27 protein-coding genes, 1 tRNA gene, 1 pseudogene and 1 riboswitch are annotated in these 25285 nt (G+C 62.4%); of the genes and pseudogenes, 10 read left to right on the top strand and 19 right to left on the bottom strand.

Annotation, left to right across the window (positions count from 1 at the left end; translation table 11 throughout):
* Nucleotide 1 precedes the first annotated feature (1 nt).
* The 4 genes from DMZ65_RS14445 to DMZ65_RS14430 are packed head-to-tail and all read right to left on the bottom strand — an operon-like array spanning nt 2 to nt 5917.
* Nucleotides 2-1126, bottom strand: a complete 1125-nt coding sequence (locus DMZ65_RS14445; RefSeq protein ID WP_116599589.1) for a ferredoxin-like domain-containing protein — start codon at nt 1124-1126, stop codon at nt 2-4.
* Nucleotides 1123-4440, bottom strand: a complete 3318-nt coding sequence (gene cobN, locus DMZ65_RS14440; RefSeq protein WP_116599588.1) for a cobaltochelatase subunit CobN — start codon at nt 4438-4440, stop codon at nt 1123-1125. The genes DMZ65_RS14445 and cobN overlap by 4 nt, the downstream gene beginning before the upstream one ends.
* Before the next feature lie 6 nt (nt 4441-4446).
* Nucleotides 4447-5505, bottom strand: a complete 1059-nt coding sequence (gene cobW / locus DMZ65_RS14435; RefSeq protein ID WP_116599587.1) for a cobalamin biosynthesis protein CobW — start codon at nt 5503-5505, stop codon at nt 4447-4449.
* Nucleotides 5498-5917 carry a DUF1636 family protein gene (locus DMZ65_RS14430; protein WP_116599644.1) on the bottom strand — a complete coding sequence of 140 codons (420 nt, stop codon included), beginning with the start codon at nt 5915-5917 and terminating at the stop codon, nt 5498-5500. The genes cobW and DMZ65_RS14430 overlap by 8 nt, the downstream gene beginning before the upstream one ends.
* Nucleotides 5918-6011: 94 nt before the next feature.
* A riboswitch (cobalamin riboswitch) is annotated at nt 6012-6220 on the bottom strand.
* A 37-nt stretch (nt 6221-6257) separates the two neighbouring features.
* On the opposite strand from DMZ65_RS14430, the gene cobO reads away from it, so the two are divergent.
* Together cobO and DMZ65_RS14420 are read left to right on the top strand one after the other, a co-directional pair.
* The gene (cobO, locus tag DMZ65_RS14425; protein WP_116599586.1) at nt 6258-6869 is read left to right on the top strand and encodes a cob(I)yrinic acid a,c-diamide adenosyltransferase; all 612 of its coding nucleotides are present in this window, start codon (nt 6258-6260) and stop codon (nt 6867-6869) included.
* A gap of 2 nt (nt 6870-6871) precedes the next feature.
* Entirely contained in the window at nt 6872-8323 is a 1452-nt protein-coding gene (locus DMZ65_RS14420; RefSeq protein ID WP_116599585.1) for a cobyric acid synthase, read from the top strand.
* A 184-nt stretch (nt 8324-8507) separates the two neighbouring features.
* Here DMZ65_RS14420 and DMZ65_RS14415 read toward each other — a convergent pair.
* Nucleotides 8508-8584 (bottom strand) — tRNA-Ile (locus DMZ65_RS14415).
* Between the two features lie 341 nt (nt 8585-8925).
* Nucleotides 8926-9288, bottom strand: a complete 363-nt coding sequence (locus tag DMZ65_RS14405) for an ArsR/SmtB family transcription factor (RefSeq protein WP_116599584.1) — start codon at nt 9286-9288, stop codon at nt 8926-8928.
* A 48-nt stretch (nt 9289-9336) separates the two neighbouring features.
* Between DMZ65_RS14405 and DMZ65_RS14400 the strand changes: the two genes are divergently transcribed.
* Together DMZ65_RS14400 and DMZ65_RS14395 are read left to right on the top strand one after the other, a co-directional pair.
* Nucleotides 9337-9783: an SRPBCC family protein gene (locus DMZ65_RS14400; protein ID WP_116599583.1), complete on the top strand. Its 447-nt coding sequence runs from the start codon at nt 9337-9339 to the stop codon at nt 9781-9783.
* Nucleotides 9784-9811: 28 nt separating this feature from the next.
* On the top strand, nt 9812-10150 hold the full coding sequence (locus DMZ65_RS14395) for a hypothetical protein (RefSeq protein WP_116599582.1): 339 nt from the start codon (nt 9812-9814) through the stop codon (nt 10148-10150).
* Between the two features lie 70 nt (nt 10151-10220).
* On the opposite strand, the gene DMZ65_RS19725 is transcribed toward DMZ65_RS14395, so the two are convergent.
* From DMZ65_RS19725 to DMZ65_RS14375, 4 genes are read right to left on the bottom strand one after another with little or no spacing between them, the layout of a single operon-like run.
* The gene (locus DMZ65_RS19725) at nt 10221-10502 is read right to left on the bottom strand and encodes a VOC family protein (RefSeq protein WP_198662705.1); all 282 of its coding nucleotides are present in this window, start codon (nt 10500-10502) and stop codon (nt 10221-10223) included.
* Between the two features lie 28 nt (nt 10503-10530).
* The gene (locus DMZ65_RS14385) at nt 10531-11415 is read right to left on the bottom strand and encodes an alpha/beta fold hydrolase (RefSeq protein ID WP_116599581.1); all 885 of its coding nucleotides are present in this window, start codon (nt 11413-11415) and stop codon (nt 10531-10533) included.
* Nucleotides 11416-11436: 21 nt separating this feature from the next.
* On the bottom strand, nt 11437-12093 hold the full coding sequence (locus DMZ65_RS14380) for a glutathione S-transferase family protein (protein ID WP_116599580.1): 657 nt from the start codon (nt 12091-12093) through the stop codon (nt 11437-11439).
* Nucleotides 12094-12099: 6 nt separating this feature from the next.
* Complete coding sequence (locus tag DMZ65_RS14375; RefSeq protein WP_116599643.1) at nt 12100-12453, bottom strand: DUF1428 domain-containing protein; 354 nt, start codon at nt 12451-12453, stop codon at nt 12100-12102.
* A 218-nt stretch (nt 12454-12671) separates the two neighbouring features.
* On the opposite strand from DMZ65_RS14375, the gene DMZ65_RS14370 reads away from it, so the two are divergent.
* Nucleotides 12672-13334 (top strand): winged helix-turn-helix transcriptional regulator, encoded by a 663-nt coding sequence (locus tag DMZ65_RS14370; RefSeq protein WP_232825001.1) that lies wholly within the window; start codon nt 12672-12674, stop codon nt 13332-13334.
* 22 nt (nt 13335-13356) lie between these two features.
* Here the strand turns inward: DMZ65_RS14370 and DMZ65_RS20235 are convergent.
* Together DMZ65_RS20235 and DMZ65_RS14360 are read right to left on the bottom strand one after the other, a co-directional pair.
* A pseudogene (locus DMZ65_RS20235) lies at nt 13357-13491 on the bottom strand (hypothetical protein); the annotation flags it as partial.
* A 315-nt stretch (nt 13492-13806) separates the two neighbouring features.
* Nucleotides 13807-15375 carry a 4-hydroxyphenylacetate 3-hydroxylase N-terminal domain-containing protein gene (locus DMZ65_RS14360; RefSeq protein WP_116599577.1) on the bottom strand — a complete coding sequence of 523 codons (1569 nt, stop codon included), beginning with the start codon at nt 15373-15375 and terminating at the stop codon, nt 13807-13809.
* Between the two features lie 172 nt (nt 15376-15547).
* Here DMZ65_RS14360 and DMZ65_RS14355 point away from each other — a divergent pair, with 172 nt between their 5' ends.
* The 5 genes from DMZ65_RS14355 to DMZ65_RS14335 all read left to right on the top strand — a co-directional run bounded on the left by DMZ65_RS14355 (nt 15548) and on the right by DMZ65_RS14335 (nt 19730).
* Nucleotides 15548-16114 carry an FAD synthetase family protein gene (locus tag DMZ65_RS14355; RefSeq protein WP_116599576.1) on the top strand — a complete coding sequence of 189 codons (567 nt, stop codon included), beginning with the start codon at nt 15548-15550 and terminating at the stop codon, nt 16112-16114.
* The gene (locus tag DMZ65_RS14350; RefSeq protein WP_116599575.1) at nt 16111-16632 is read left to right on the top strand and encodes a flavin reductase family protein; all 522 of its coding nucleotides are present in this window, start codon (nt 16111-16113) and stop codon (nt 16630-16632) included. The genes DMZ65_RS14355 and DMZ65_RS14350 overlap by 4 nt, the downstream gene beginning before the upstream one ends.
* 32 nt (nt 16633-16664) lie before the next feature.
* Complete coding sequence (locus tag DMZ65_RS14345; RefSeq protein ID WP_116599574.1) at nt 16665-17534, top strand: dioxygenase family protein; 870 nt, start codon at nt 16665-16667, stop codon at nt 17532-17534.
* A gap of 63 nt (nt 17535-17597) precedes the next feature.
* Nucleotides 17598-18776, top strand: a complete 1179-nt coding sequence (locus tag DMZ65_RS14340) for a muconate/chloromuconate family cycloisomerase (protein ID WP_116599573.1) — start codon at nt 17598-17600, stop codon at nt 18774-18776.
* Nucleotides 18777-18827: 51 nt separating this feature from the next.
* Entirely contained in the window at nt 18828-19730 is a 903-nt protein-coding gene (locus DMZ65_RS14335) for a LysR family transcriptional regulator (RefSeq protein ID WP_116599642.1), read from the top strand.
* Between the two features lie 49 nt (nt 19731-19779).
* Here the strand turns inward: DMZ65_RS14335 and DMZ65_RS14330 are convergent, their stop codons facing one another.
* From DMZ65_RS14330 to DMZ65_RS14300, 7 genes are all read right to left on the bottom strand, one after another.
* Nucleotides 19780-20622, bottom strand: coding sequence for a 3-oxoadipate:acetyl-CoA acetyltransferase (locus DMZ65_RS14330; protein ID WP_116599572.1), 843 nt, complete (start codon nt 20620-20622; stop codon nt 19780-19782).
* Nucleotides 20619-21476 (bottom strand): alpha/beta fold hydrolase, encoded by an 858-nt coding sequence (locus tag DMZ65_RS14325; RefSeq protein ID WP_116599571.1) that lies wholly within the window; start codon nt 21474-21476, stop codon nt 20619-20621. The genes DMZ65_RS14330 and DMZ65_RS14325 overlap by 4 nt, the downstream gene beginning before the upstream one ends.
* Nucleotides 21473-21847 (bottom strand): hypothetical protein, encoded by a 375-nt coding sequence (locus DMZ65_RS14320; protein WP_232825000.1) that lies wholly within the window; start codon nt 21845-21847, stop codon nt 21473-21475. Before DMZ65_RS14320 ends, DMZ65_RS14325 begins: the two co-directional genes overlap by 4 nt.
* Before the next feature lie 593 nt (nt 21848-22440).
* A complete protein-coding gene (arsH, locus tag DMZ65_RS14315; RefSeq protein WP_116599570.1) occupies nt 22441-23151 on the bottom strand; it encodes an arsenical resistance protein ArsH in 711 nt (236 codons plus the stop codon).
* Nucleotides 23144-23566 (bottom strand): arsenate reductase (glutaredoxin), encoded by a 423-nt coding sequence (arsC, locus tag DMZ65_RS14310; RefSeq protein ID WP_116599569.1) that lies wholly within the window; start codon nt 23564-23566, stop codon nt 23144-23146. Before arsC ends, arsH begins: the two co-directional genes overlap by 8 nt.
* Nucleotides 23563-24630: an ACR3 family arsenite efflux transporter gene (gene arsB / locus DMZ65_RS14305; RefSeq protein WP_116599568.1), complete on the bottom strand. Its 1068-nt coding sequence runs from the start codon at nt 24628-24630 to the stop codon at nt 23563-23565. Before arsB ends, arsC begins: the two co-directional genes overlap by 4 nt.
* Nucleotides 24631-24758: 128 nt before the next feature.
* Nucleotides 24759-25088, bottom strand: coding sequence for an ArsR/SmtB family transcription factor (locus tag DMZ65_RS14300; protein ID WP_116599567.1), 330 nt, complete (start codon nt 25086-25088; stop codon nt 24759-24761).
* Between the last annotated feature and the right edge of the window lie 197 nt (nt 25089-25285).

The raw sequence follows: 25285 nt of genomic DNA, 5'->3' as shown, positions 1-25285 counted from the left end.
GTCAGAATCCTTCAGTCATCAGGTCGTCGGGGTGTAGCCCGGTTGTAAGGGGTGTATTGTCGGCGCAGCCCGCCCGCACCAGATCGAATGCGCCGTTCCGCCCGATCAGCGTCACATCGGCGGGTCGCGCCCGCGCACAGCCCTTGGAACAGCCCGACACATGCAGGCTGCCCTGCATCCGTGGTGCCAGTGCCCGCGCCAGATCACGCGTTTCGACGCTGGCGGATGGGCAAACCGGCGCGCCGGGGCAGGCATCGACGCGCATCAGCGGATCGTCAGGTGCCGTGATGAAGGCAGTCGTGGTGGACAGACCCGCCCCTTCCAGCAGGAACGTCCGCCACGGCGTCAGTCTTAGTCCCGCCGCGCCCTTCAGGGCAATCTTCAAGGCGCGCGCGTCGATCTGCCCGAAAGGCGCACCGACCAGTGCCCCAAGGGGATGCAGGCCGATTTCCGCTTGCGCGGCAGTTGCGCGCGGTGGCGCGTTTGACCAGTCTTCGGGCAGGATGTCGCGGGCCGATACCAACGCCATTCGGCGTGCCTGCGGCGTGACATGATCGGCCAGCCATACTGCCATCTCGATCAGCGCGGGTATCGCCGTTGCGACCGTCACGGCGCGTCCGCAAGCGGCACCATCTGCGCGCAGGATCAAGCCCGACTGACCCTGCTCGATCCTGATGTCGGCGGAACAGCGGGTCAGTTGCGGCCCCGCCGGATCGCAATCGACCGCAAAGCCGACCTTTGCAGGCAAGTCGGGCAGATCAGCAAGGCGGTCCAGCAACGCGCGCGCAAGCCGGGCCGTCAGATCGCCCTCGGTCCAGAAAGGCGCAACCAGAATGTTGCGGCGTTCCTCTGTCGTTGGGTTCTCATCCAGCAGGCCCAATGCGCCCAGCCCTGCCAGAACGGCATCGTGATCCGCCTCGGCCACGCCGCGTATCTGTAGATTGGCGCGATTGGTCAGGTCGATGGATCCCGACCCGTAGCGCAAGGCGATGTCGCACAGCCCTGCGCCCTGGTCCGGTGTCAATCGTGCCAGCCTTGGCCGCACACGCATCACCAAACCATCCGCCGACAGCATCGGACGGTAAGCACCGGGGCACCAGCCTTTGACGGTGGGGGGCGTTGTCATTGCAGCCCCTCCAGAGCGGCGACAACGGAATTGCGCCGGGTTTGCCACAGGCCCGCCCGCAGCAGATCGGCAAAACGCGCCTGCATCGCCGCATGAGCTTGCGGGTTGGCGTCGCGCAAAAAGCCATCGGTTTCCGGGTCTCCCAGCGTGGCGTCGTGGTACAGATCGAACAGATGGGGCGCGACCGCACCGGCCAGATGCGCGAAGCTGGCCATATGATCCAGCGTTGCAGCGATCTCGGACGCACCGCGAAAGCCGTGTTGTTTCATCCCCGCGATCCAGCCGGGATGGGCGGCGCGCGCATGAACCACGCGGGCAATCTCTTCGGACAATGCACGCGCTCGTGGACGCGCAGGATCAGTATTGTCCAGATGATAAAGGGCTGCGCGCCCGCCCGCGATCTGTTGCGCGGCGGCAAAGCCCGCTTCGTGGGCGGCGTAATCACTGGCCAGCAAGAGATCGGTCTCGGGCAGGTCCTGCGCATGCACGAAACCGTCGGCCTGCGCCACCCGGTTCCGGATACCTGCCGCGTCCGGCAAGGCCGCTTCGCCGTCCAGCGCCCAACTGCTGGCCTTCAGCCATGCCTCACCCGCCTTGCGCCGCCCTGCGTCGGTGTAGTCATCCAGTGCCGCGCCCATTGCCAGGCCGAACTCGCCCGGTGCGGGGCCATAGACTCGCGCCAGATCGGCGTGCCCGACATAGGGGTTCCAGTCCGCCGCCTCCTCGCGCGCGGCGAGGGCGCGGACGGATTGCGCAAAAAGCGCCGAGAGCGTCGGGAACACGTCGCGAAACAAGCCCGACACCCGCAAGGTCACATCAATGCGCGGGCGTTTCATTTCGGTCAGCGGCACCACCTCGATGCCTGAAACACGTTCGGACCCGGCATCCCAGACGGGGCGAACGCCCAAAAGATCCAGCGCCATGGCGAAATCCTCACCCGCCGTGCGCATCGTGGCCGATCCCCAGAGATCAACGATCAGGCCGCGCGGCCAATCCCCTTCGTCCTGAAGATGGCGGCGGATCAGCTCGTCGGCCAGCCGCACGCCCTGAGCAAAGGCGGCGCGTGTCGGCACTGCGCGCGGATCGGTGGTGAACAGATTGCGCCCGGTGGGCAGCACGTCGCGCCGTCCGCGATAGGGCGATCCCGATGGTCCGGGCGCAATGCGCCGCCCGTCCAGCGCATCCAGAAGCGATTGTCTTTCGCCCTCGACCGACCCGACGGTGGCAAAAGACGTCTTGCCGCGCGGGGCGCGCCCCCAGATATGCAGCCCTTCGCCAAACTGGCTTTCCTTGATGTCGCAGACAAAACGATCGATGCGGGTGATCGCCTCGGCGCTGCATGAGGCCCCGTCCAGCCCAAGATCGCGCTCGACCCCTTGCGCCTGCGCCTCCACCCGGATGTCGGTCTGAAGCCGGTCCCGGCGGCGCGGGTCAAGCCCGTCAGCGTTGGAAAACTCGTCCAGCAGCGCCTCCAGCCGGGCCAGCCGATCCGGCGTGCCGCTCTCGCGCAGCGGCGGCGGGATGTGGCCAAGGGTGACGGCCCCGATCCGGCGCTTGGCCTGCGCAGCCTCGCCGGGATCGTTGACGATGAAGGGATAGATCACGGGCAAGGGGCCGGTCAGCGCCTCGGGCCAGCAGGCACCGGAAAGGGCGACCGATTTGCCCGGCAGCCATTCCAGCGTGCCATGCGCGCCGATATGGACCAGCACATCGCTGTGCTGTTGCAGCCAGAGATAGAAGGCGACATAGGCGTGACGCGGCACGCGCGACAGATCGTGATAGCTGTCTTCGCGCCCGTCTTGCAGCCCACGTTCGGGTTGCAGTGCGACCCAGAGCTTCCCGCAGGCCGTGACGGCAAAGTGAAACGCGCCGTCATGGGCATCGGGGTCATCCTCGGGCACACCCCAGGCGTTTTGAAGGTCGTCCTGCATGGCGGCTGGCATCCTCGCCAGCGCAGTTTTGTAGTCGGTCAGGGGCCAATGCATCTGACGCGCGGCAAACATATCCTGAAGCGCTTTTCCGGTGAGTGGGGTCTCTGCCCCGGTGTCATATCCGGCAGCGGCAAGATCCTCGATGATCGTGCGCGCGGATTGCGGCGCATCAAGGCCAACCGCATGGCCCATATTCCAGTCCTTGCCGGGATAGGTCGACAGCACCAGCGCAACCCGCCGATCCATCGGTGCCTTTTGGGCAAGGTCCAGCCACCCCATGACGCGGCTGGCGATCGCGCCGATACGCTCTTCATCGGCCTGATGGGCCAAACGGGAAAACTGCAAATGACTGTCGCGCGGGCCGGCTTGCTTGAACGAGGCGACCCCGGCCAGTATGCGCCCGTCCACCTCTGGCAAGACGACATGCATGGCCAGATCGGCGGGCGAAAGACCACGTTCGGCCTTGGCCCAGGCGTCTCGGGCCGCGGTGGCAAGCACCACCTGGAACACCGGCACCCCGGCCGCATCCAGCGGCGAGCGGCCATCGTCGCCCTTGCCGGAAAAGGCGGTGGCGTTGACGATGGCATCGGGGCGCAGATGCGTGATCTGGCGACGCAGCCAGCCCGCCACTTCCGGTGTCTTGAGCGATGGCACGAACACCGCCAAGACATCGCAGCCGCGCCCGCGAAACGCAGAGAAAAGCGCCTTGATCGGTGCCAGATCGGCGGCGACCAGATAGGATCGATAAAAAACGAGGACGATGCGGCGCTGCCCCGCCAGCGCCTCTGGCTGGCCCAATGCCGATACCGGGCAGGCCGGCCCCGCCTCCGGGGTCCATGCCCCGACCGGGGGCAAGCCCTTGGCCCCCTGCACCGGCCCCGCATACAGACCCGCCGCCAACGCCATTTGTGCCAAGGCGGCCTGCGCGGCAACTGTCCCGCCGGTATCGCAAAGATGCGCCAACCTGCGCAGGGTAGAAAGCGGCAAGGTGGACATCTCGTCCAACCGGCTGTCGGGCCGCCCGTCGCCGGGCAGGACCGCAAGCGCAATCCCGTGTGTGCGTGCCAATGCCTGAATATGTTGCAGCCCATACGGCCAATAGGGCACGCCACCGATCAACCGGATCAGGATGCCCTTCGCGCCGGAAAGCGTATTCTCGACATAAGTATCGACCGACAGAGGATGCTTCAACGCGGCAATATTCGCCAGCCGGAGCGAGGGCAAACGCCCCTCGGGCCCACCGCCCCTGTGCCAGCCTTCCGCGAAGGCCCCGAGATCGGAATCAGACAGCGACAACACTACCAGATCCGCGGCATCCTGCCCCAGATCGGTTGGTGTCTCGGTCTCTTCAAGCCCGTGACTTTCGCGAAAGACGACATGCATCGGCAGTTACTCTGCCGCGCGGACCGAGGCCACACCAAGGGCGGCGCGGATCACGTCGGCATTGATGTCGTCATGCTCGGCGATCACCACCAGCCTGCCTTGCCGCGCCTCGTCATTGCGCCACGGGCGGTCATACTGGTGGCGCACGCGCGCGCCCACCGCCTGCACCAGAAGGCGCATCGGTTTGCCCGTCACCGCAGCATAACCCTTGATGCGGAGGATGTTGTGATCACGCGCCAGACCCTCGATCGCGGCGACCAGCGTGGCGGGATCGGCCTGATCGGGAATGTCCACGACGATGGATTCAAAATCGTCATGTTCGTGATCGTCGTGGTCGTCGTGATGGCTGGGCCGGGCCTCCATGTCATCCTCTGCGGCGGCCTCAAGCCCCAGAATGATACGGGCATCAATCACGCCCTCGGCAACCTCGACCACCGGCAAGGGGCGCGGCACCTCGGCCTCGATCAGCGCCTTGGCCTTGGCAACACCTTCGGGACCGGCCAGATCGGGCTTGGTCAGCAGGATGATGTCGGCGCAGGCAATCTGATCTTCGAACACCTCCGACAAGGGTGTTTCGTGGTCGATGCTGTCATCGGCCACGCGCTGCGCATCCACCGCCGCCACGTTGGGCGCGAACCGGCCTGCTGCCACCGCCTCGGCATCGGCAAGGGCAATCACCCCGTCCACGGTGATTTTCGACCGGATATCGGGCCAATCGAACGCCTTGAGCAGCGGCTTTGGCAGCGCCAGCCCCGACGTTTCGATCAGGATGTGATCGGGGCGCGACTCCAGCGCCATCAGCGCCTCTATCGTGGGAATGAAATCATCGGCCACGGTGCAGCAGATGCAGCCATTGGCCAGTTCAAGGATATTCTCGGCCGGGCAATCGGGGATCGCACAGCTTTTAAGGATTTCTCCGTCTACGCCAACATCGCCGAATTCGTTGACGATCACGGCCAGACGCTTGCCGCCGGGGTTCTGCATCAGCCCCCGGATCAGTGTGGTCTTGCCAGAGCCGAGAAACCCGGTGATCACGGTGACAGGAAGTTTCGCAAGATCAGTCATTCAGGGCCTCCTGAGGCTGGGTTATTGGGGGGATACGGGCCACGCAATTGCGCTTGAAATGCTCGGGACGCTCGCGCCAGGGGATCAAGCCGTCATTTGTGATGTGATAGCGCGCAGCACCGTCCAGGATCATTTGCGCGTGATCGACCTCGTCAACATTGGCGAAGACATAGGTCCATTTGTCATCTCCGCCGCGCAGCGCGACGGTGCAGCCGTAATCGCAGTTCTGCAAACATTCGACCGGCGCAATACTGACCCCCGGCGGCATCTCCAGCGCGGTGATCGCATCATAAAGCGCCTCACCGGGGCGGCGCGCATCCTGCGGCATGTCTTGGCCCCGTCGGCATTTGACGCAGACCAAAAGCTGCGTCAGCGGGCCGTCCCGACTTGTAGGGTTTCGTTTGTCTGTCATGGTCTTCGGTCCCATTTAGAAATGGGACGCGGGTCTGATGGCGAGGCGGCACTGACCAGCAGAGCAATCCCCGACACCGGAACACCCCGTCCGGTCGTGGCAACATGTGTTGGCAGGTCTCCCGGCTCACGGATTTAGGGGCGGTGCCCTGCGGTGGATCTGCCTTCCCAGCCTTTGGCCAGTGGCGGTGATCCACCTTTTTCCGTTCTCGGTCGCGGGGGCGGCTGTGCTTAACCGGAAAACCTCCGGGCGCACATTCCCTTTTCACCTGTTTACACAGGCACCAACACAGGTGCAGATGCTCCCAAACCAATTGGATTGTCAAGAACGGGGATGAACAATGACCGACGACATTAATACGCGCCATGCGGATAAAATGCGCAAGATCAAGCAGGCCCGTGACAAGATGATGCAGACCAAGACCGAGGAAAAAGGCCTGATCATCGTCCATACCGGCGCGGGCAAGGGCAAATCGTCATCAGGGTTCGGCATGATCATGCGCTGCATCGCCCACGGCATGCCCTGCGCTGTGGTCCAGTTCATCAAGGGCGATTGGGTGACCGGTGAAAAGCTGTTCCTGCGCGACCGCTTTGCCGATGACTGCCGGTTTTTCGTCTCGGGCGAAGGGTTCACATGGGAAACACAGGACCGCGAACGCGATATAGCGGCCGCGCAAAACGGCTGGAAGATCGCCAAAGAGCAGATCCTCGACCCTGATATTCGCTTTGTTCTGCTCGACGAAATCAATATCGCCCTGCGGTATGACTATCTGGATATCGACGAGGTTGTCGATTTTCTGCTGCACCACAAACCGCCCATGACCCATGTTTGCCTGACCGGGCGCAACGCGAAACCCGAACTGATCGAGGCGGCGGACCTTGTTACCGAAATGACGCTGGTCAAGCATCCGTTCCGCGACGGCATCAAGGCGCAAAACGGTGTGGAGATGTAGGCATGGCGCGGGCGCTGATGATTCAGGGCACCGGGTCCAATGTCGGCAAATCCATGCTGGTTGCAGGGCTGTGCCGCGCCGCCCGCAATCGCGGGTTGTCGGTGGCCCCGTTCAAGCCACAGAACATGTCGAATAACGCTGCCGTCACATCCGATGGCGGCGAGATCGGCCGCGCGCAGGCGCTTCAGGCACAGGCCTGCGGGCTGCGCGCGCATACCGACATGAACCCCGTCCTGCTAAAGCCGGAAACCGACACGGGGGCGCAGGTGATCGTGCAGGGCCAGCGACTGACGACCACCAAGGCCCGCGATTATTTCAAAATCAAGCCCACCCTGATGGCTTCGGTTCTGGACAGTTTCGGTCGGCTGGGCCGCGCGCATGATCTGGTGATCGTCGAGGGGGCTGGCAGCCCGGCGGAAATCAATCTGCGCAAGGGCGATATCGCCAATATGGGCTTTGCCGAAGCCGCCGGAGTGCCCGTTATCCTCTGCGGCGACATCGACCGTGGCGGCGTCATCGCACAGATCGTCGGCACACAAGCGGTGCTGGACCCGGCGGATGCCGCCCGTGTCTGCGGCTTTATCATCAACAAGTTTCGCGGGGATCCGCGTCTTTTCGACGATGGCTATGCCATGATCGAGGCGCACACGGGCTGGCGCGGCTTTGGTGTCGCACCCTGGTTCGCCGATGCTTGGCGCCTGCCTGCCGAGGATGCGCTGGATATCCGACAGGCACCCTCCAAGGGACGTCTGCATATTGTCTGCCTGCAATTCTCACGCATTGCCAATTTTGACGATCTCGATCCGCTTCTGGCAGAACCGGGAGTGCGGGTAACGATGCTAGCTGCCGGGCACCCTCTGCCGGCGGATGCCGATGTGGTGATCCTGCCCGGATCGAAATCGACACGGGGCGATCTGGCATTCTTGCGCGCGCAGGGCTGGGACATCGACCTGATCGCACATCACCGACGCGGCGGCCGCATACTGGGGATATGCGGCGGCTATCAGATGCTGGGGCAAAGCGTTGCCGACCCCGATGGGCTGGAGGGTCCGCCGGGCGTCACGCCCGGACTGGGTTTGCTTGACACCACGACGGTAATGGGGGGCGACAAACACCTGACCGAGGTGACGGGCCGTCATGTGGCCACGGGCCTGCCCTTCAGCGGCTATGAAATCCACATCGGCACCAGCGACGGCCCCGACAGGATGCGGCCCTTTGCCCATGTCGCGGACGCTCCCGAAGGCGCGGTGTCGCCCGATGGCCGGATCAGCGGCAGCTATCTGCACGGGATGTTCGCCGATGATGCGTTTCGCCGCGCCTGGCTTGCCGCACTTGGCGTAAGTACAGGCCCGCAATCCTACAATGGCGTGGTCGAGGAAACACTGGATGCGCTGGCCGCGCATCTCGAGACGCATCTGAACGTCGAGGGTCTTCTGGCTATCGCGCAGACCTGAACGTCCCCTCCGGCTATCTTCCTGGAGACGCGCGACGGAAAGCCTTGCCCTGAAAATTGCTTGGACGGCGATATGCGTAAATGGTGGGATCAGGCTAGCATTCCGAACTGTACGGACTGAACCGTCCCGAGAAGTTCATCCAGACAAGACGCATTCCTGCAATAAAACAAATTATTGAGGCATCTGGTAGGCCCGGCAGGACTTGAACCCGCAACCAAAGCGTTATGAGCGCTCTGCTCTAACCAATTGAGCTACAGGCCCGCCATAGCGCATTGCCTAATTACAGTTCGCGGCGGCGTCAAGCATGCGAGAGCCCAGAATGAGATGCCATTCGTTTCGTCAACGCTCTGCTTCGAAATGTTGGACGTCTTTTTGCTTAATTCGGGCGGCGGCCATGCGTCCCCTTTCCCCGGCCATACTTATCCGACGGCCTCCGTGACGTGTATGCCGAGTGCGGCAAAGCCGTTCATTCCGGTAACACGACGCTGAATCTCGGCGACCTGGTCATCGAAAGCCAAGCGGAGGAACGATTTTCAAACGACCCACTCGCTGCGGGCTGTTCTTACAAGTGAGGAGCGGACAAAACGCCCTGCTCAAGCGTCTCAGGCATTACTCTTGTCAGCAATGTCGGCGGCCGGCGCATCGGTTCCGGCCAGCCTACTTAGATCATCTAGCATCGTGATCGCGTGCGCGGCGTAAGGTCCGATCCACCTGGTTTGCAGATCATGGATCGGCAAGGCATCCAGATGGTTCCAGCGTTCACGCCCGCGCCGTTCGACTACGACCAACCCGGCTTTTTCCAATACTGACAAATGCTGCATCACCGTGCATCGGTCAAGCTCTGCCAGCGTCTTGCACAGCACGCCGGTCGTCTTCGGGCCGTCCTTGATCAGATCCAGTATTTGCCGCCGCACGCGGTGCCCGAGGGCTTTGAACAAGGCATCATATTGATCTTCGATTGACATGTTATAGAATTATAACATTATAAAAGCGAGGCAAAGAGGATTCGTATCGTGGAACTGAAATTTACAGTGGCCGGGCGTATCGCCAAGCCGGTCGAGGAGGTCTTCGAAGCCGTGGTCTCGCCTGACCTTCTGTCGCAATACTTCACCACCGGCGGGGCGCGGGGGCGGCTGAAAAGCGGCGTCGAGGTGACGTGGGATTTCCACGATTTTCCCGGCGCCTTCCCGGTGATGGTGCTGGAAGTGATCCCCAACAGAAAAATTGTCTTGCAGTGGGAGGCGGACCAAAAAACCTCCACATGGACGACCGTGACCATGGAGTTCAGCCCGCTGGAGGGCGGGCGCACCTTGGTGCGGATCAGCGAATACGGCTGGCCCGAAACCGAGGCCGGGCTGACCTCATGTTTTGGGAACTGTGAGGGCTGGACGGCAATGCTCTGCGCGATGAAGGCCTGGCTGGAGCACGGGATCAACCTGCGTGACGGTTTCTACAGGTAAATCAACGTTGAAAGAGGAACTACATCACATGGAACCGGGAAAGAACATCGCCATCAAAGTGCCGATGCACCGCTGGGAAGAGACTGTGGCCTTCTACCGCGACAAGGTGGGCCTGACGGTCACCCGCGAGTTGGACAACAGCACGGGCTTCAATTTCGGCAGCTTAACCCTGTGGATCGACCGGGTGCCCCACCAGAGCCAGACAGATGTCTGGATCGAGCTGTTCGATGACGATCCGGACGCCGCACTGTCGCATCTGGGCAGCCCCTGCCGCGACGAGCTGGAGCCGCTGACCAATGTCACTGGCCATTGGACATCAGACCCGGCCGGGACAGTGATCCTGCTGCGCCGCGAGCAGATGGGGTGAGCGGTTAAGTTAATGCCACCACGCGGTTGTTTGCCGGGTGATGGCATTTGGATTGGACCGCAAGCGCCCGTCACCGCGTTTGCGCATCCTTGATCTGCACAAGCTGGATCAGGTTGCCGCATGTGTCATCAAGCAACGCCATGTGAACCGCATCCGCATCTACCGGGGTCTGGGTGAAGCTGACACCGCTTTCCGTCAGGCGATCGTAGGTGCTGGCCAGGTTGTTACCTGCAAGATAGCTTTCCGTAGCGCCAAACTGCTCGGCCTTTCCCGCGCCGTATTCAACGATGTCCTGCACGAATTTGTTCTTCGGTGAATTGCCGCAATCAGGGCTACCGATGATCTCTGTCATATCTTCGTCCAGTACCGGCTTCGCGCCATCACTCTTGCGCCGTTTTGATCCGGTTCGCGATCAAAGGTGCCAGCCAATCAGCGCGGGACATGATCGACACGTGCGTCGTGTCCGGCAGCACGGCAAGCTGTGCCCCGATCTTCTGCGCCATCTGTGCGGCGTGTTCGACAGGCGTGAAATCGGTATCACCCAGCAACAGCAGCGTGGGCACCTCTATTGCTGTCAGTTCATCATCGCTCCAGCCCCAATCACCGACGATCAGTGTGTGAAGCTGCTGCATCGTGCGCTCGAACTGCTCGGGGCCGTCTGGATTGTCGGCATATGCCGCCTGCATCCCGGCGAAGTCCTCTTGCGTTGGCATCAGTTCCAGCGCCTCAGGTGATGGGGCCGCGCCGGGGTTGCGGTTCATTTCCACAATGGCGGGATGCATGCCGTCATGGTTCTGACTGACCGAAATCGCAGAGAGGGTTTCAAGCCGCTCCGGCGCGGTCACGCCGAGTTCCATCGCCAGCATGCCCCCCATGGAAAAGCCGACCACATGCACACGTTCCACCTTCAGCGCATCAAGTACCGCCAGCGTGTCGTCGCGCATGACGTCCAGCGTGACTTGGGCCTCACGTCCGCCCGTATGGCCGTGACCCTGTTGCTCGATCCCTATCACGGGGCGCTGTTCGGTCAGAACGGGCAGCAAATCGCCAAAATCGCCGCTGATTGCCCCCATGCCGCCATGCAGGACGAGAAATGGTGTCACGCCTGATGTGAGATCGCCGTGAACCTCGTAGTAGATGCCCAGATCGCCGGACATGACCCGGCCCGTCGTGACCTGTGCGACAGCGGGCAGAGCCAATGCAGAGAAAAGCGCTGCGGCGGGCAAAAGAGAGTTGCGGAGATTGGTACTGGTTTGGCTGGTCATATCACTTCTTTCCAAGAGATTTTACGTTTCACCGGCGCGGGCCGCGTCTGCTGCGGCGAAGTGGGCCATTTGGTTGGAATAGGCCTTTTGAAAGGCGGGGCGCGCACAGATCCGCGCCACATAAGCGTCCGTTGCGGGATATCCGCCAAGGTCGCGGACCCAAGGCAGGCGCAGAACATCCGCCATGATCAGATCGGCGGCGGTGAAACGCCCGGCGGCCAGCCAGTCACGCGCGGCAAACAGACCCTCCAGCACGTCAAGACGTGTGCGCAGCCAGCCTTCAAGCGGATTCTCGGGTGGGTTCGACAATCCTACGAACCACCACGGCAGGCTGACCATCTCGACAGAGTTCAATGCCGCAACGACCCAGGACAGCGTGTCCGCTTTCTCTGCCGGGCTCTGCGGCATCAGGGCCTCGCTCTTCTCGGCAAGATGCAGCAGGCACGCGCCACTTTCAAAGAGACGCAGGTCGCCATCTGTCAAAAACGGCACCTGGCCGAAAGGCTGATGGGCAAGATGTTCTGCCCCGCGATCCTCAAAAGGAACCGTGCGGACCTGATAGTCCAACCCCGCCTCCTCGCAGGCCCAACTTAACCGCAGGTCCCGAACGTAGCCGCGCGGGCCATCGGGCACCCAGTCAAAGGTCCAGATCGTCAACTGTGGGGTATCGTCCTTCATCACCACTCAGGCCTTTTCCTCAACCATGGGCGTGAAGCCGCCCCACATCATCCGCTTGCCGTCAAAAGGCATGTCCATCTCCTGCCAGCGCGGATCGCTCTGCATGCTGGCACCGCATTTGTCGTGCGTGTCCTTGTCGGGCCAGATGATCCAGGAAAAACAAACGGTTTCGCCATCCTCCAACGCCACGGCACGTTTGAAATCGGTGTGCTTACCTTCCGGGACATCGTCGCCCCAGTTTTCCACGATCTGCAAGGCACCGTATTCTTTGAACAGCGGCCAGGCCTTGTGGACACTTGCGATATAGGCTTCTTTGTTTTCATTCGGGACGGGGGTCAGGAACCCGGCGACATAGGTCATGGTGTCTCTCCTTTTTGCATCCAGGCTTGCGTCAATCATTGATCGCGACAGGGTGATCGCTTGGCTTTGATCACGGGCCCCCGACAACGCCATCTGAGAACTTGGGAATGTGCACCTGTTGTGACATGACATTCCTCCCGAGTCGTATGTCCGGACGTGGACAGGCTAAACTCCTTGAGTTATAAAAAGCAACCATGAAGTTACAAAAAGATACCAAAATGGCGAAATCCCCCCACGGACGCTGGTACGCTGATGCCTGCGGCACGGCCTTCGGGCTTGAGTTGCTGGGCGAACGCTGGTCCATGCTGATTGTCCGCGAGTTGATGTTCGGGCCGCGCCGCTTCAGCGATATTCGCACCAGCTTGCCGGGGCTCAGCGCCAAGGTGCTGACCGAACGGCTCGCTGGGCTTGAGGGCCATGGCGTGATCGCGCGTTCGACAGCGCCCGAACCGGTGCCGGCGCAGCTCTACGGTCTGACGGGCTGGGGCTATGCGGCTGAACCGATCATCCAGGAACTCGGTCGCTGGGCCGCAGCTTCGCCATTGCATGACCCGACACTGCCGCTCTCGCCAGTGTCCTTCATGCTGTCGCTGAGAACGATGTTCAAAGTTGAGGCCGCGCAGGGGAGGACGGCCGTGATTCAATTTACCATTGGCACGGCGCAGTTTACGGCCCGCCTTGAAAACAGCGCCTTGCCTGTCACGCGGGGCGAGGTGGATGCACCCGATCTGCGCATCATTGCCCCTGCGGCCCCACCCTTGGCGGCGGTGTTTTATGGCAACGAGGCCCCCGAAACGGTTGGCGTTGAGATAATTGGCAGGGCGGACCTGTGCCATCGGTTCATCGATCTTTTCGAACTGCCCGCGCCATACACGACATAGCATATCGCCAGGATCGAAGCCCTCAGGACAAGGTGCTCACCAGAAGGTGCAGCACCTTGAGCGGTACGACATCACATTCATGGATCACCTTGCTGTAACGAAACATTTCTTCAGCGCATTTTCCCGACCAGGCAAGGTGTTCGATCGGGCAACGGACGAATACGCGGGAACGCCTTTGTCTTGGTCAAGGCCGATCGCATCGTGGTCCTGTGCTTATAGACATGTCTTGCAAAAGTTCTATGTCAGGTATGAGTGGCGGCGAAACACGTCCTGAAGCATCGCCCCATGAACCGCCATATCGTCGCCTTGTTTGATGATGAACGCGTTCTTGGGTTTGCAATCCTGTCCCAATTCAGGAAAATCTAGAGAAAAACTCTCGCGATCAAAGGGGGTATTTTCGGGAATCACATCTCTCTCGCGGATGGACAAAGGGGCCATCTCTGATGTGAGACGGCCCCCCAATATCTGATCTTCAGCTGAAGCCCTGGAGCATCCCGCGTCCGACGAGGTTGATGTCATCGGGATTGATCAGGTCCTTGCCGGTCCAGCCGGACAGGTCGTATTCGCCCATGCACTGGGACACGAAACCTTGCAGGTTGGCGAGGTCGCCACTGGCAGTGGCGTTCAACAGGGTCTCGATGCGGGTGTTTTCGTAGTTGCCCGCGTAATTACGCTCGTAGAGCTCATGCCGGCCGCCGAATTCGGTGCCGATGGCATCCCAGAGCAGTTTGAGCAGCTTGACGCGGTCGATGGCCGCATAACCGTTCGAACCGCGCACGAAGCGGTCGAGATAGGGCCGGATCGCTTCGCTTTCGAAATCGGCCGCCGAGGAGGGCAGATAGATCAGCCCGGATGCAACATGGCGCTCGATCAACTCCTTGATCCGGCCATAGGCCATGGGCGCGAAGACCCGGTAGGCAAGGCCGACATTGGTGTTGGGCAGGTTGTAGCCGTCCGTGCCATCCCAGGGGACGGGGGATTTCACCATGGCGTCGGATAGACCATGGAAAAGGTTGCGCCAGGCCAGAACTTCTCCCACTGCGGTCTGCACGCCGCGGAAATCCTTGGACCCCGTCGCCTCGACTGCCATCGAGAACAGGCCGGCGATAAAATCCAGCTTGACCGACAACCGGGTCAGCCCGTGCAGGGTAAAGCGGGGCACGAAGCCGGAGGCCGGGAAAAACTGGTTGATCTTGTCGGTGTCGCCGTAAACAAAGATGTTCTCCCAGGGCACCAGCACCTTGTCGAAGACGAGGATGGAATCGTTTTCGTCCATTCGCGAGGACAGCGGATAGTCGAACGGCGATCCGGTGGCGGCGGCGTTGAACTCATAGGACGACCGGGCGATCAGCTTGACCCCTTCGGCGTCCATCGGCGCAGTAAAGATCAGGGCGAATTCCTTGTCCTTTACCGGGATGCCGTAATGGGCGATGAAATTGTAGTGGGTCAGTGCCGATCCGGTCGCCACCACCTTGGCACCCGAGACAATCAGCCCGGCGTCGGTTTCCTTCTCGACATGCATGAAGACGTCGCGGACCTCCTCGATCGCACGGTCGCGGTCGATCGGCGGATTGACGATTGCATGGTTCCAGTAGTCCAGCCGATTCTGGGTCTTTTTGTACCAGTTCAGCGCATTGCCGGCATACTCGCCGTAGAACCCGCTATTGGCACCCAGCGTGCCAAGGAAGGCCGCCTTGTAGTCGGGCGACCGGCCCATCCACCCGTAAGAGACCTGCTGCAGGTCGGCCACCGCGTCGCGGCTCTTGATCAGGTCCTCGCTGGTTTTCGAGCCCAGGAAAAACGGATGCGTGATATTGCCAGAACCATTGTCGGCCGCGACACCGATTATGTCCTTGCGCTCGTGGAACCTGTCGTACCAGCGCGCCACCATCCGAGCGGAATTGCGGAAGGCGGGGTGCTTGGTCACGTCTTTCACGCGCTCACCATAGATATAGATCTCGCGGCTGTCCTGAATGCTTTCCAGAAACTCCTGTCCGGTGAAAGCCTCGGTCTTGGAACCGGGTGTGGCGTCTTTGGGCATGGTCTTTCTCCTCCGATGAAGCGACGGAACGGCCTGAGTGCCGCCCGACGATATGCCCTTACCCTGCGTCCGACACGGCCCGTGCCGCTAGGTATGACAGCATACCGTTCCGGGTATCGCCTCCTCAGGCCCGGTGCCGCTAATGTCGACCTAACCGGCAGAGGAGGCCGCCATGTTTGACCAACCCGACCTGACCCACTTTCACCGCGACGTGCCAACGCTTGGTGCCAGCGTCGTCACGCTGGGGGCGTTTGACGGTGTGCATTCCGGCCACCAGACGCTGATTTCCGGCACCGTGAAACGAGCGCGCGCCTTGGGCGTGCCCTCTGTGGTCTGCACCTTCGATCCGCCGCCCAAGGTTTTCTTCGGCCGCGCCACGCAGCTTTGCCCGCTGGCGGCGAAACTGGCCCGCATCTCGGCGCTGGGGCCCGACCATGTGGTGGTGTTTTCCTTCGACGAGGCGCTCCGCGCGCTCTCTCCCGCCGCGTTCATGGCCAGACTGGCCCTGCTGGCCCCCCGCGAGATCCGCGTTGGTGGCGACTTCCGTTTCGGCGCGAAACAGGAAGGCGACGTATCCCTGCTGGCCCGCCGGTTCGACGTTCATGTCCAACCCCCGGTGCGCTGCGCCGCTGGCGAGGTGGTGTCCTCGACCCGCATCCGCGGCCTGCTGGAACAAGGACTGACTGCCGCCGCGGCGACGCTGCTGCGTCCCGGCCTCAACCCGGAGACCTCCGCATGACCCAACTTGATCCCCGCCAGCTTCGCGATGCCTGCGGCCTGTTTGGCACCGGCGTCAACGTCATCGCCACACGCCATGCCGATGGCGACCACGGCATGACCGCCAATGCCTTCATGTCTATCTCGCTTGATCCGCCACTGATCTCCATCTCCATCGGGGAGCGCGCGAAAATCCTGCCGCATCTGCGACAGACCGGCCGCTTCTCGGTCAGCACGCTCGCCGAAGGCTCCGAGCGGTTGGCCTGGCACTTCGCCGGACGGCCCGTCGAGGGCCTTGCCAATCCGTTCGACGATCTCGACCGCCTGCCGGTGATCCGCGGTGCGCTGGCGGCCTATGCCTGCGACATCGTCAACGAGGTGCAGGCCGGCGATCACACGATCTTCATCGGCCATGTCAGTCGGCTGCTCACCGATCCCGGTGCGCGCCCGCTGATCTTCTACAAGGGCCGCTTCGGCGTCATCGGCGGACAGGCCCCAGCACCGGAACTCTGCGATCCGATCGCCGAGGCGATCTGGTAACGCCCACCACATACGCAAAGGAGGAGAAACCCATGCGAAACATCACCCTGGACAACATCACCGAGGCCGTCACCGGCGCGATGAAACCCGATATTCCAGACCGTAACCGCGAGATCATGACCTCGGCGCTGAAGCATTTCCACGCCTTCGTCAAAGAGGTGAACCTGACCCACGGCGAATGGCTGGAGGGCTGCGAATGGATGCGCCGCGCGGGCGATATTTCAAGCGAGGCGCGCAACGAATTCATCCTGATCTGCGATATCCTCGGCGTCGAGGTTCTGGTCGACATGCTCGACAACCAGGTCACCGACGGTGAAAGCGAAAGCACCGTGCTGGGCCCGTTCTACCGCGAGAACCCGCCAGTCCTGCCCAAGGGTGCCAGCATCGTGCAGAAGGATTTCGAAGGTCAGAAAACCGTGCGCGTTTCGGGCCGTGTCGTGGATACGAAGGGCGACCCCATCGAAGGCGTGCAAATCGACGTCTGGGAGGATGCGCCAAACGGGCTTTACGAGCAGCAGGACCCGGAGCAGCCCGATTACAACCTGCGCGGCCGCTTCCTGACCGAGGCCGATGGCTCTTATGATTTCGTCGGCCTGCGCCCCGAGCCCTATCCGATCCCCTATGATGGCGCGGCCGGCGAACTGCTGAACTACATGGGTCATCACCCGATGCGCCCCGGCCACATTCACTTCATGATCTCGAAGCCAGGCTACAAGCCCTTGATCAGCCAGATCTACGACAGCGAGACCGAGTATCTCGACAACGATTCTGTCTTTGCCGTCAAAGAAAGCCTGATCGGTGACATGAAACCAGCGCCTGACGGGGCCGACACCGATCTGGTGATGCGCTTCGATTTCCGCCTCAAGCGCGATGCCGAGGCCCAGGCGGTGGCCGCCGAGTAACCCGTAACCTCGCCTCGCGGGCGTCCTTCGGGGCGTCCGCTTCTTTATTCCAAGGAGAACCCAATGGCGTATTCCACCGCCGAGGCCGTCGATACCGTGACGCAGGACCAGGACTTCATCAGCCGGACCGCCATCCGCGAGATCCGGGCCCAGATCGTTACCCTGCCCAGCATTCGTGCGCATCGGCTGTCCAACACCGAGTTCAGCAAGCGCGAGTTTGTGCTGGTCCGGGTGCGGCTGGCCAACGGGGTCGAAGGCATCGGTGAGGCGGCGGTGCTTGGCGGGCCCCGCTGGGCCGAAGAATCAGTGGAATCGATCCAGGCGGTGGTGACGCGCTACTTGACGCCCGCGCTGATCGGCTGTCCCGCCGCACGGCCTGCCGAGGTGGCAGCGCGCATGTCCCGGGCCGCCTTTCGCAATAATTCCGCCAAGGGAGCCATCGAGACCGCGACCTTTGATGCGCTCGCGCGGTCGCTCGACCTGTCCGTGACGACTCTCCTCGGCGGGGCATTGCGCGAGAGCGTGCCGGTGCTCTGGGCGCTGGCCTCTGGCGATGCCGAACAGGAGGTCGAGGAGGCCCGCGCCAAGCTGGCCACCCGTGAACACCGTGACTTCAAGATCAAGCTCGGCTTTGCCAGTCCCGAGGCCGACTTGCGCCGCCTGCAAAAATTGCGCGATGAGGTGCCGGAAATGCGCCGCCTGATCGTCGATGTGAACCAGGCGTGGAGCGAGGCCGACTGCCGCCGCTACCTGCCTGTCTTGAAGGAATTGCAGGTCGACCTGATCGAACAACCGCTGCCCGGCGACGATTTCGAGGGCATGGCACGGGTCGCGGCGCAAAGCCCGATCCCGCTTATGGTCGACGAAGCCGCCTTTTCCCACCGCGAGATTACCCGCGCCGGCACCATGGGCTGCGGCAGCGTTTATTCGCTGAAACTGGTCAAGAGCGGCGGTCTTATGGCGCTGTCCCAGGCGGCAAGGGTCGCGGAAAGCAGCGGCATGGAGCTTTACGGCGGCTGCTTGCTGGAAGGTTCGATCGGGGCGGCGGCGCATCTAGCGGTCTTCGCCACCCTGCCACGTCTGCCTTGGGGATGCGAGCATTTCGGCCCGCGCCTGCATGTCTCGGAAATCGTGCGTGACCCGCTGGTGATCGAAGATTTCCACCTCCGCGTGCCGCAGGGGCCGGGCCTTGGCGTGCATCTCGACGAAGACCGCCTGCGCGATGCCCTACGACCCTCGTAGGGCTTGTTCGATGCGGATGGGTGTCGGATGATGACCGACGGGAGGGCGGCGATGGATTTCAGGCGGTTGAGCTATTTCGTGGCAGTGGCCGAAGAACTGCATTTCGGCCGCGCGGCGACGCGTCTTGGCATCGCGCAGCCACCTCTCAGCCGCCAGATCGCGCAGCTAGAATCCGACCTGGGCGTGTTGCTTTTCGACCGCTCCCGCAGCCAGATCCGCCGGACCCAGGCCGGAGATGCCCTGCTCAAACGTGGGCGTGACATCATGGATCAGGTCGAGCGCGCCGAACGTGAGGTCCGGCGCATCGGTGAAGGCGCGGCGGGCCGGTTGCGCATCGCCTTTGTCGGCACCGCCAGCCACGGCGTCCTGCCAGAGCTGATCCGCGAGTTTCGCAATGCCTATCCCGACATCGAACTGGCGCTGTCGGCGATGAACAATGCCGAACTGAAGACCGCCCTGATCGCGCGCCAGATCGATGTGGCCTTTGCCCGCCCGGCGCTGATCGACGACGAGATCCGCTGTTTCCCGTTTCACGAAGAACCGCTGATCCTGGCCGTTCCGGCCGAATCCGATCTGGCCCGCGCCAAGGTGCCGCGCCTGGCCGATTTGAAACGTGAGACTTTCGTGCTCTATCCGCGTCGCCCCCGGCCCAGCTTTGCCGATCAGATCCTCGACGTGTGCAAGAAGGAAGGCTTTATTCCTGCCAAGGAAGTCCTGGCCCAAGACTTCCAGACCGCGATCTCGCTGGTCTCGGTCGGGGTCGGGATTGCGCTGGTGCCGCGCTCGGTTTCGCTGTCGCCGCGACATGGGGTGGTCTACCGCGACTACGAGGGGCACAATCCGGGGACGACGATTTCCCTCGCCCTGCGGCAGGACAACCAAGGCATACATACCCAGAATTTCGCCACTCTTGCCAAGAGCTTTGCCCGCAAGATCCAGAAGGACGGCCGGTAATCACCGGGAAAAGGCGCGCCGGTGACAGCGCGCCGAGTGGATAACAGTCTCAAGCCACGACCGGCTGGTGCAGGCCGAGAATGGCGCGGGTCTGGTACGGGGTGGCGACCGGGCGTTCGTATCGCTGACAGAGCGTCGCCGCCTTGGCCACCAACGCCGCATTGGACGGTGCCAGGGTATGCCGGTCCAGCCTGACATTGTCTTCCAGCCCGGTGCGGACATGGCCCCCCGCCCGGATCGCCCAGTCGTTCAACTTGATCTGGTGCCGTCCGATGCCGGCGGCGCACCATGGCGCATCGGTGCCGAAAAGGCGGTGCATCGTCCGCACATAGTAGTCAAAGACCTCTCGGTCGGCGGGCATGGCGTTCTGCACGCCCATCACGAACTGCACATAAGGGCGGTCGCGCAGGCGACCGTCCTGCCACATGCGATGAGCCATCAGGATATGCGACAGGTCGAAGGCCTCGATCTCGGGTCGCACCCCATGCGCGTCCATCTCCGCCGCCAGCCAGTCGACCAACTGAGGCGGGTTTTCGTAGACCCTGGTCGGGAAGTTGTTGGATCCGACCGAAAGCGAGGCCATGTCCGGCTTCAGCCGCAACATCCCGCCGCGTTCGTGGCCAGCGCCCGACCGGCCGCCGGTAGAGAACTGAACCAAGATTTCCGGGCAATGCTTGCGCAAACCTTCCAGCAGGCGCGCGAAACGCTCTGGGTCGGAACTTGGGGTGCCGTCAGGATTGCGCACATGGGCATGAACGATGCTCGCCCCTGCCTCATGCGCCGCCTGCGTGCTTTCCACTTGTTCCTCGATCGAGACAGGCACCGCCGGATTGTCGGACTTCTGCGGCAATGACCCGGTGATGGCCACACAGATGATGCAAGGATTGCTCATGCCGCGACCTCCTTGCCTGCCGTCATCCGCGCGAGGGCGTCGATGAAGAAGGGCCGAAACCCCTCGGGGTGTTCGCTCATCGGGAAGTGGCCGAGTTCGTCCATGACGGTGCAGGTCGCCCCGTGGATCGCCGCTGCGGTGCGTTCCGCGTCTTCCGGGGTACAGGTCAGGTCATAGGCGCCGACCAGCAGATGCACCGGGGTCTGGCTGGTGTCGATCCGCGCCAGCCGTCCGATCAGGCTGTCGTCACGGGTGTAAAAGCTCAGGTCGCCGCGAAACACGCCCGGCCCGCTGGCCATGAACATCCAGAGCGTATTCCAGCGCTCGGCGTCGGGGGCATAGGGAGAAATATTCGCGGATACCAGCGCCGCCCCCATCTGCCCGCCATGCGCGTCGGGCCGGTCGAACCAGTCGATGTCATACCAGGCGGGCTGGAAATCCGATGCCTCAATGGCAATGAACCCGGCAAAACGGTCGGGATGCAGGGCCGCCAATTGCAAGGCGATCCGCCCGCCCATGGAGCATCCGGCAAGAATGGGACGCTCCAGCCCAAGCGCCTCGCAAACGGCCAGCACCGTGGCGATGTAGGTCTCGGTGGTCAGCAGGTATTCCTCGCGCTCAAAACCCTGGGGAGGCAGCGACTTGCCATGCCAAGGCATGTCAAAAGCGATCAGCCGATGGTCTTGGGTCACCGCGGCATCGTTCATCAGGTGGCGCCATTGACGGGTGTCGGCACCCGCCGTGTGCAGGCACAACACGGGGCGGCCCGAACCGGCCTCTTCGAAATAGATCCGCTGGGCGCGGCCCTCGATCTCGACGGTCGCATAGCGTCCGGTGATGGGTTCAATGCTCATGCCGGCACCTCCTCGCGTCCGAGGGAGAGGAATTCCTTGAAGAAGCGCAGGTTCTTGACCAAGCACAGAATGTCACCGTCGATCCTTGCCCGGTCGATCTTGACCAGACCGAACAGGTCGTGGAAACCGGGCGTTGGCCGCGCTGTCCAATAGGCCCGCAGCGCCGCGGCGTCGGTCCGGATGGCAAAGCACCATGCTATCTTGCGGCTGGGACCGGGCTCTATGGTGACAAGCTCGCCCTTGTCGAAGTGAAGATAGTATTCCGCCTCGTCCACCTGGAGTAGCACCGTTTCGGAAAACAGCCGCCCCAGCCTGACAAGATGCGGCGTCCGGGCCAGCGCCTGTTGCATCGCTTTAATTCGTTCGAGCACATCAATCTCCTTGATCAGTCCGGTGACATGATCGCCTTTGCCCCCCGCCGCCACAATGCCGCGCCTGGTATTGCGCGATACCGCTGCGATCGGACTTGTTCAGAGACAGCACAGGACGCGTAAGGCTGGGCCCCTCGAAAACCCGCGATATGACCGACGGAAGCAAGACCCGCTGGTGCCGGTGGAAGCGATCATCTGCAATTCTTGGTGCCGACGACGACGGCCAGCACTGCACCGATCCATATCGTAAGGTCGATGGGCCGAGGCGGCATCCGAGGGCAGAAACATCGACGCCAGAGCTTTTCACTGTCATGGAAACATCTCAGCAATTGCCTGCACCAAGGCAAGGGGCGCGATCCCGTTCAATGCGACCTCGGAACTTACATGCAGTTTCTACATGACAATCAGGTGCGTGTTACGCACCCCCGGCGTCAGCGCGAGGCCCGGATGATCTGTTCAGGCCTTCACCGTTGCCCCCCAAAGGCATACGCCACCGGTCTTGAATACAGCGGCACGGGCAGAGGCAGATGGGCGATGGGGAGGAGCGGCAGCCCTGAAGAGCAGCTCTGGCTCTGCCGCGTATTGAAATGCGGTCAGATCGCTTTCTGGTTCACCCGCTTTGACAGGTCCGCGGCGCTTTCCTTCCGCTCGCTGTAGCGATCGAGCAGGTAGGTTTTTCCGTCGCGTGTCAGAAGCGTGAACTTCATCAGCTCTTCCATGACATCGACCATCCGGTCGTAGAACGGCGAGGGCTTCATGCGGCCCGCGTCATCGAACTCCTGAAACGCCTTCGGGGTGGAGGATTGGTTCGGGATGGTCAGCAGGCGCATCCAGCGGCCAAGGATACGGAGTTGATTCACGGCGTTGAAGCTTTGCGATCCGCCGCTGACCTGCATGACAGCCAGCGTCTTTCCTTGCGTCGGACGTACGCCGCCGAGAGAAAGCGGTATCCAGTCTATCTGGGTTTTCATGATGCCGGTCATCGCGCCGTGGCGCTCTGGCGAACACCAGACCATGCCTTCGCACCAGGCAACCAGATCCCGCAGCTCCTGCACCTTGGGATGATCGGCGTCCGCGTCGTCCGGCAAGGGCAGACCAGAAGGCCGATAGGTGCGTGTTTCAGCCCCGAACCGCCTCAGGATGCGGGCGGCCTCTTCCGTCATCAGCCGACTGAAGGAACGCTCCCGCAGGGAGCCGTAAAGCAGCAGGATGCGGGGGGCGTGTGTTGCGCGTTCCGTTGGCAGCAAACGCTTCGCGTCGATTGGCGCGAAATGGCTTTCGTCTAGGTTCGGTGTGTCAGGCAAGGCGATTTCCTTCCGCGTCGATCAGTGGCGTGCCATCCTCTTTCTCCATTGGGCCCGGCGGCAGGTTGCCCAGCAGGTCGAGCACCGTCTCGCTCGGACGGCACAGGCGCACGCCCTTGGGTGAACAGACGATGGGACGGTTGACCAGAACGGGGTGGTCCAGCATCGCGGCAAGGATCGCGTCGTCGCTGACCGACGGATCGAGCAGCCCCAACTCAGCCGCCGGGGATTTTGTTGTCCGCAGCGCGGTGCGGGGTGTCAGGCCGGCGGCCGCGAACAGCCCCAGAAGCTGGGGGCGGGTCCAGCCGGTTTCAAGATAGGGGATCACCACCGGCGTTGCGCCCGACGCCTCGATGATCGCCAGCACGTTGCGCGAGGTGCCGCATTCGGGGTTGTGATGGATGACGATGCTCACGACGCGCCCTCGTCCGCAGGAAACCAGTGTTTCGTCCGGTTGGCGAAGGCGACGAGAGACAGCATCACCGGCACTTCCACCAGCACGCCGACCACCGTGGCCAGTGCTGCCCCCGAGCCAAGCCCGAACAGGCTGATGGCGACGGCCACGGCCAGTTCGAAGAAGTTGGACGTGCCGATCATGGCGCAGGGCGCGGCGACGTTGAACGGGATGCGCCACGCCCGCGCCGCACCGTAAGCGACAAAAAAGATGCTGTAGGACTGGATCAGCAGCGGCACCGCGATCAGAGCGATGACAAGCGGGCGCTCCAAGATGACCTCGCCCTGAAAGCCAAACAGCAAGACCACCGTCACCAGCAGCCCGAAGATCGAGAAAGGCTGCACACGGGCCTTGAACGCATCCACCGCCGCCTCGCCCCCCTTGGCAACCATGTTCCGGCGGGTCAAGTACCCCGCCAGCAGCGGCAGCATGACGTAGAGGCCGACCGACAGAAGCAGCGTGTCCCAAGGCACGACAATATCCGTCACTCCCAGCAGAAAGGCCACGATGGGGGCGAAGGCGAACACCATCACCACGTCGTTCACACTGACCTGCACAAGCGTATAGGTCGCGTCGCCGCGCGTCAGGTTCGACCAGACGAACACCATCGCGGTGCAGGGCGCGGCCCCCAACAGGATCACGCCCGCAAGATAGGCCTGCGCATCGCCCGGCGGGATCAGCCCGGCGAAGACGTGCTCGAAGAACAGCACGCCAAGCGCCGCCATAGTGAAGGGTTTGATCAGCCAGTTCACCACCAGCGTGACAACCAGCCCTTTCGGCCTGTCCCCGACGCGGGCGAGGGAGCTGAAATCCACATTCACCATCATCGGATAGACCATCGCCCAGATCAGCACCGCCACGGGCAGATTGACAGAGGCAACCTCCAGTGCGGCCAGGGCACCGAAGAGGCTCGGAAAAAGATTGCCCAGCAGCAGTCCCGCCCCGATGGCAAGCGCCACCCAGACGGACAGCCAACGCTCGAAGGGTCCCAGACCCGCAGCAGCGGGAAGCGATGTATCGGTCATGTCAAACTCTCAGGATTTCGGAATCAGTCGGCCATCGGGTTCATGATCGCTTCCGCAATGATCGACCGGGCGGTATTGTGGGTGCGGGCAAATAGAACGTTGTGGGGCTCGGTGGCCATGAAAGTCTCCTAACAGCAGGCGAGTTCGTTGATGACCGGCTGGCACAGTTCGGGACGTCCGCCGCAGCAATCCTCCATCAGAAACGCCAGCAGGCCGCGCATTCCGTCCATATCGGCGAAATAGCGGATACTGCGTCCTTCCCGCGCGCTACGGATCAGACCGGACCGGGCAAGAACACCCAAATTGGCCGACATGGTGTTCTGGCGTACCCCGAGGGTCTCGCCGATATCGCCCGCCGACATGCCCGCGCCGCCGGCCTTGATCAGCAGGCGGAACGCGTCGAGCCGGGTGGACTGGCTGAGGGCGGCAAAGGCGTCGAGTGCGTCAATCTTATCCATATATCATGTAGTATAGATATATAAATCGCAATTCAAGTGTCTTTCATCGCAAACTGGCATGGCTTCTTCTGCGCTGTGTGGCATCGGCGATCAAAGCGGGGCGCGCGGCATCGCCTCGATTATCGGCTTGTCCAGATACTGACCAAACGGCTTGCGGTCGTCACGCACATCATCCACGATCAGCATTTGCGAGGATG

Origin of the sequence: Primorskyibacter marinus (assembly GCF_003313245.1) — a bacterium.
Taxonomy (GTDB): domain Bacteria; phylum Pseudomonadota; class Alphaproteobacteria; order Rhodobacterales; family Rhodobacteraceae; genus Primorskyibacter; species Primorskyibacter marinus.
This window is presented reverse-complemented; position numbering and strand designations above follow the sequence as displayed.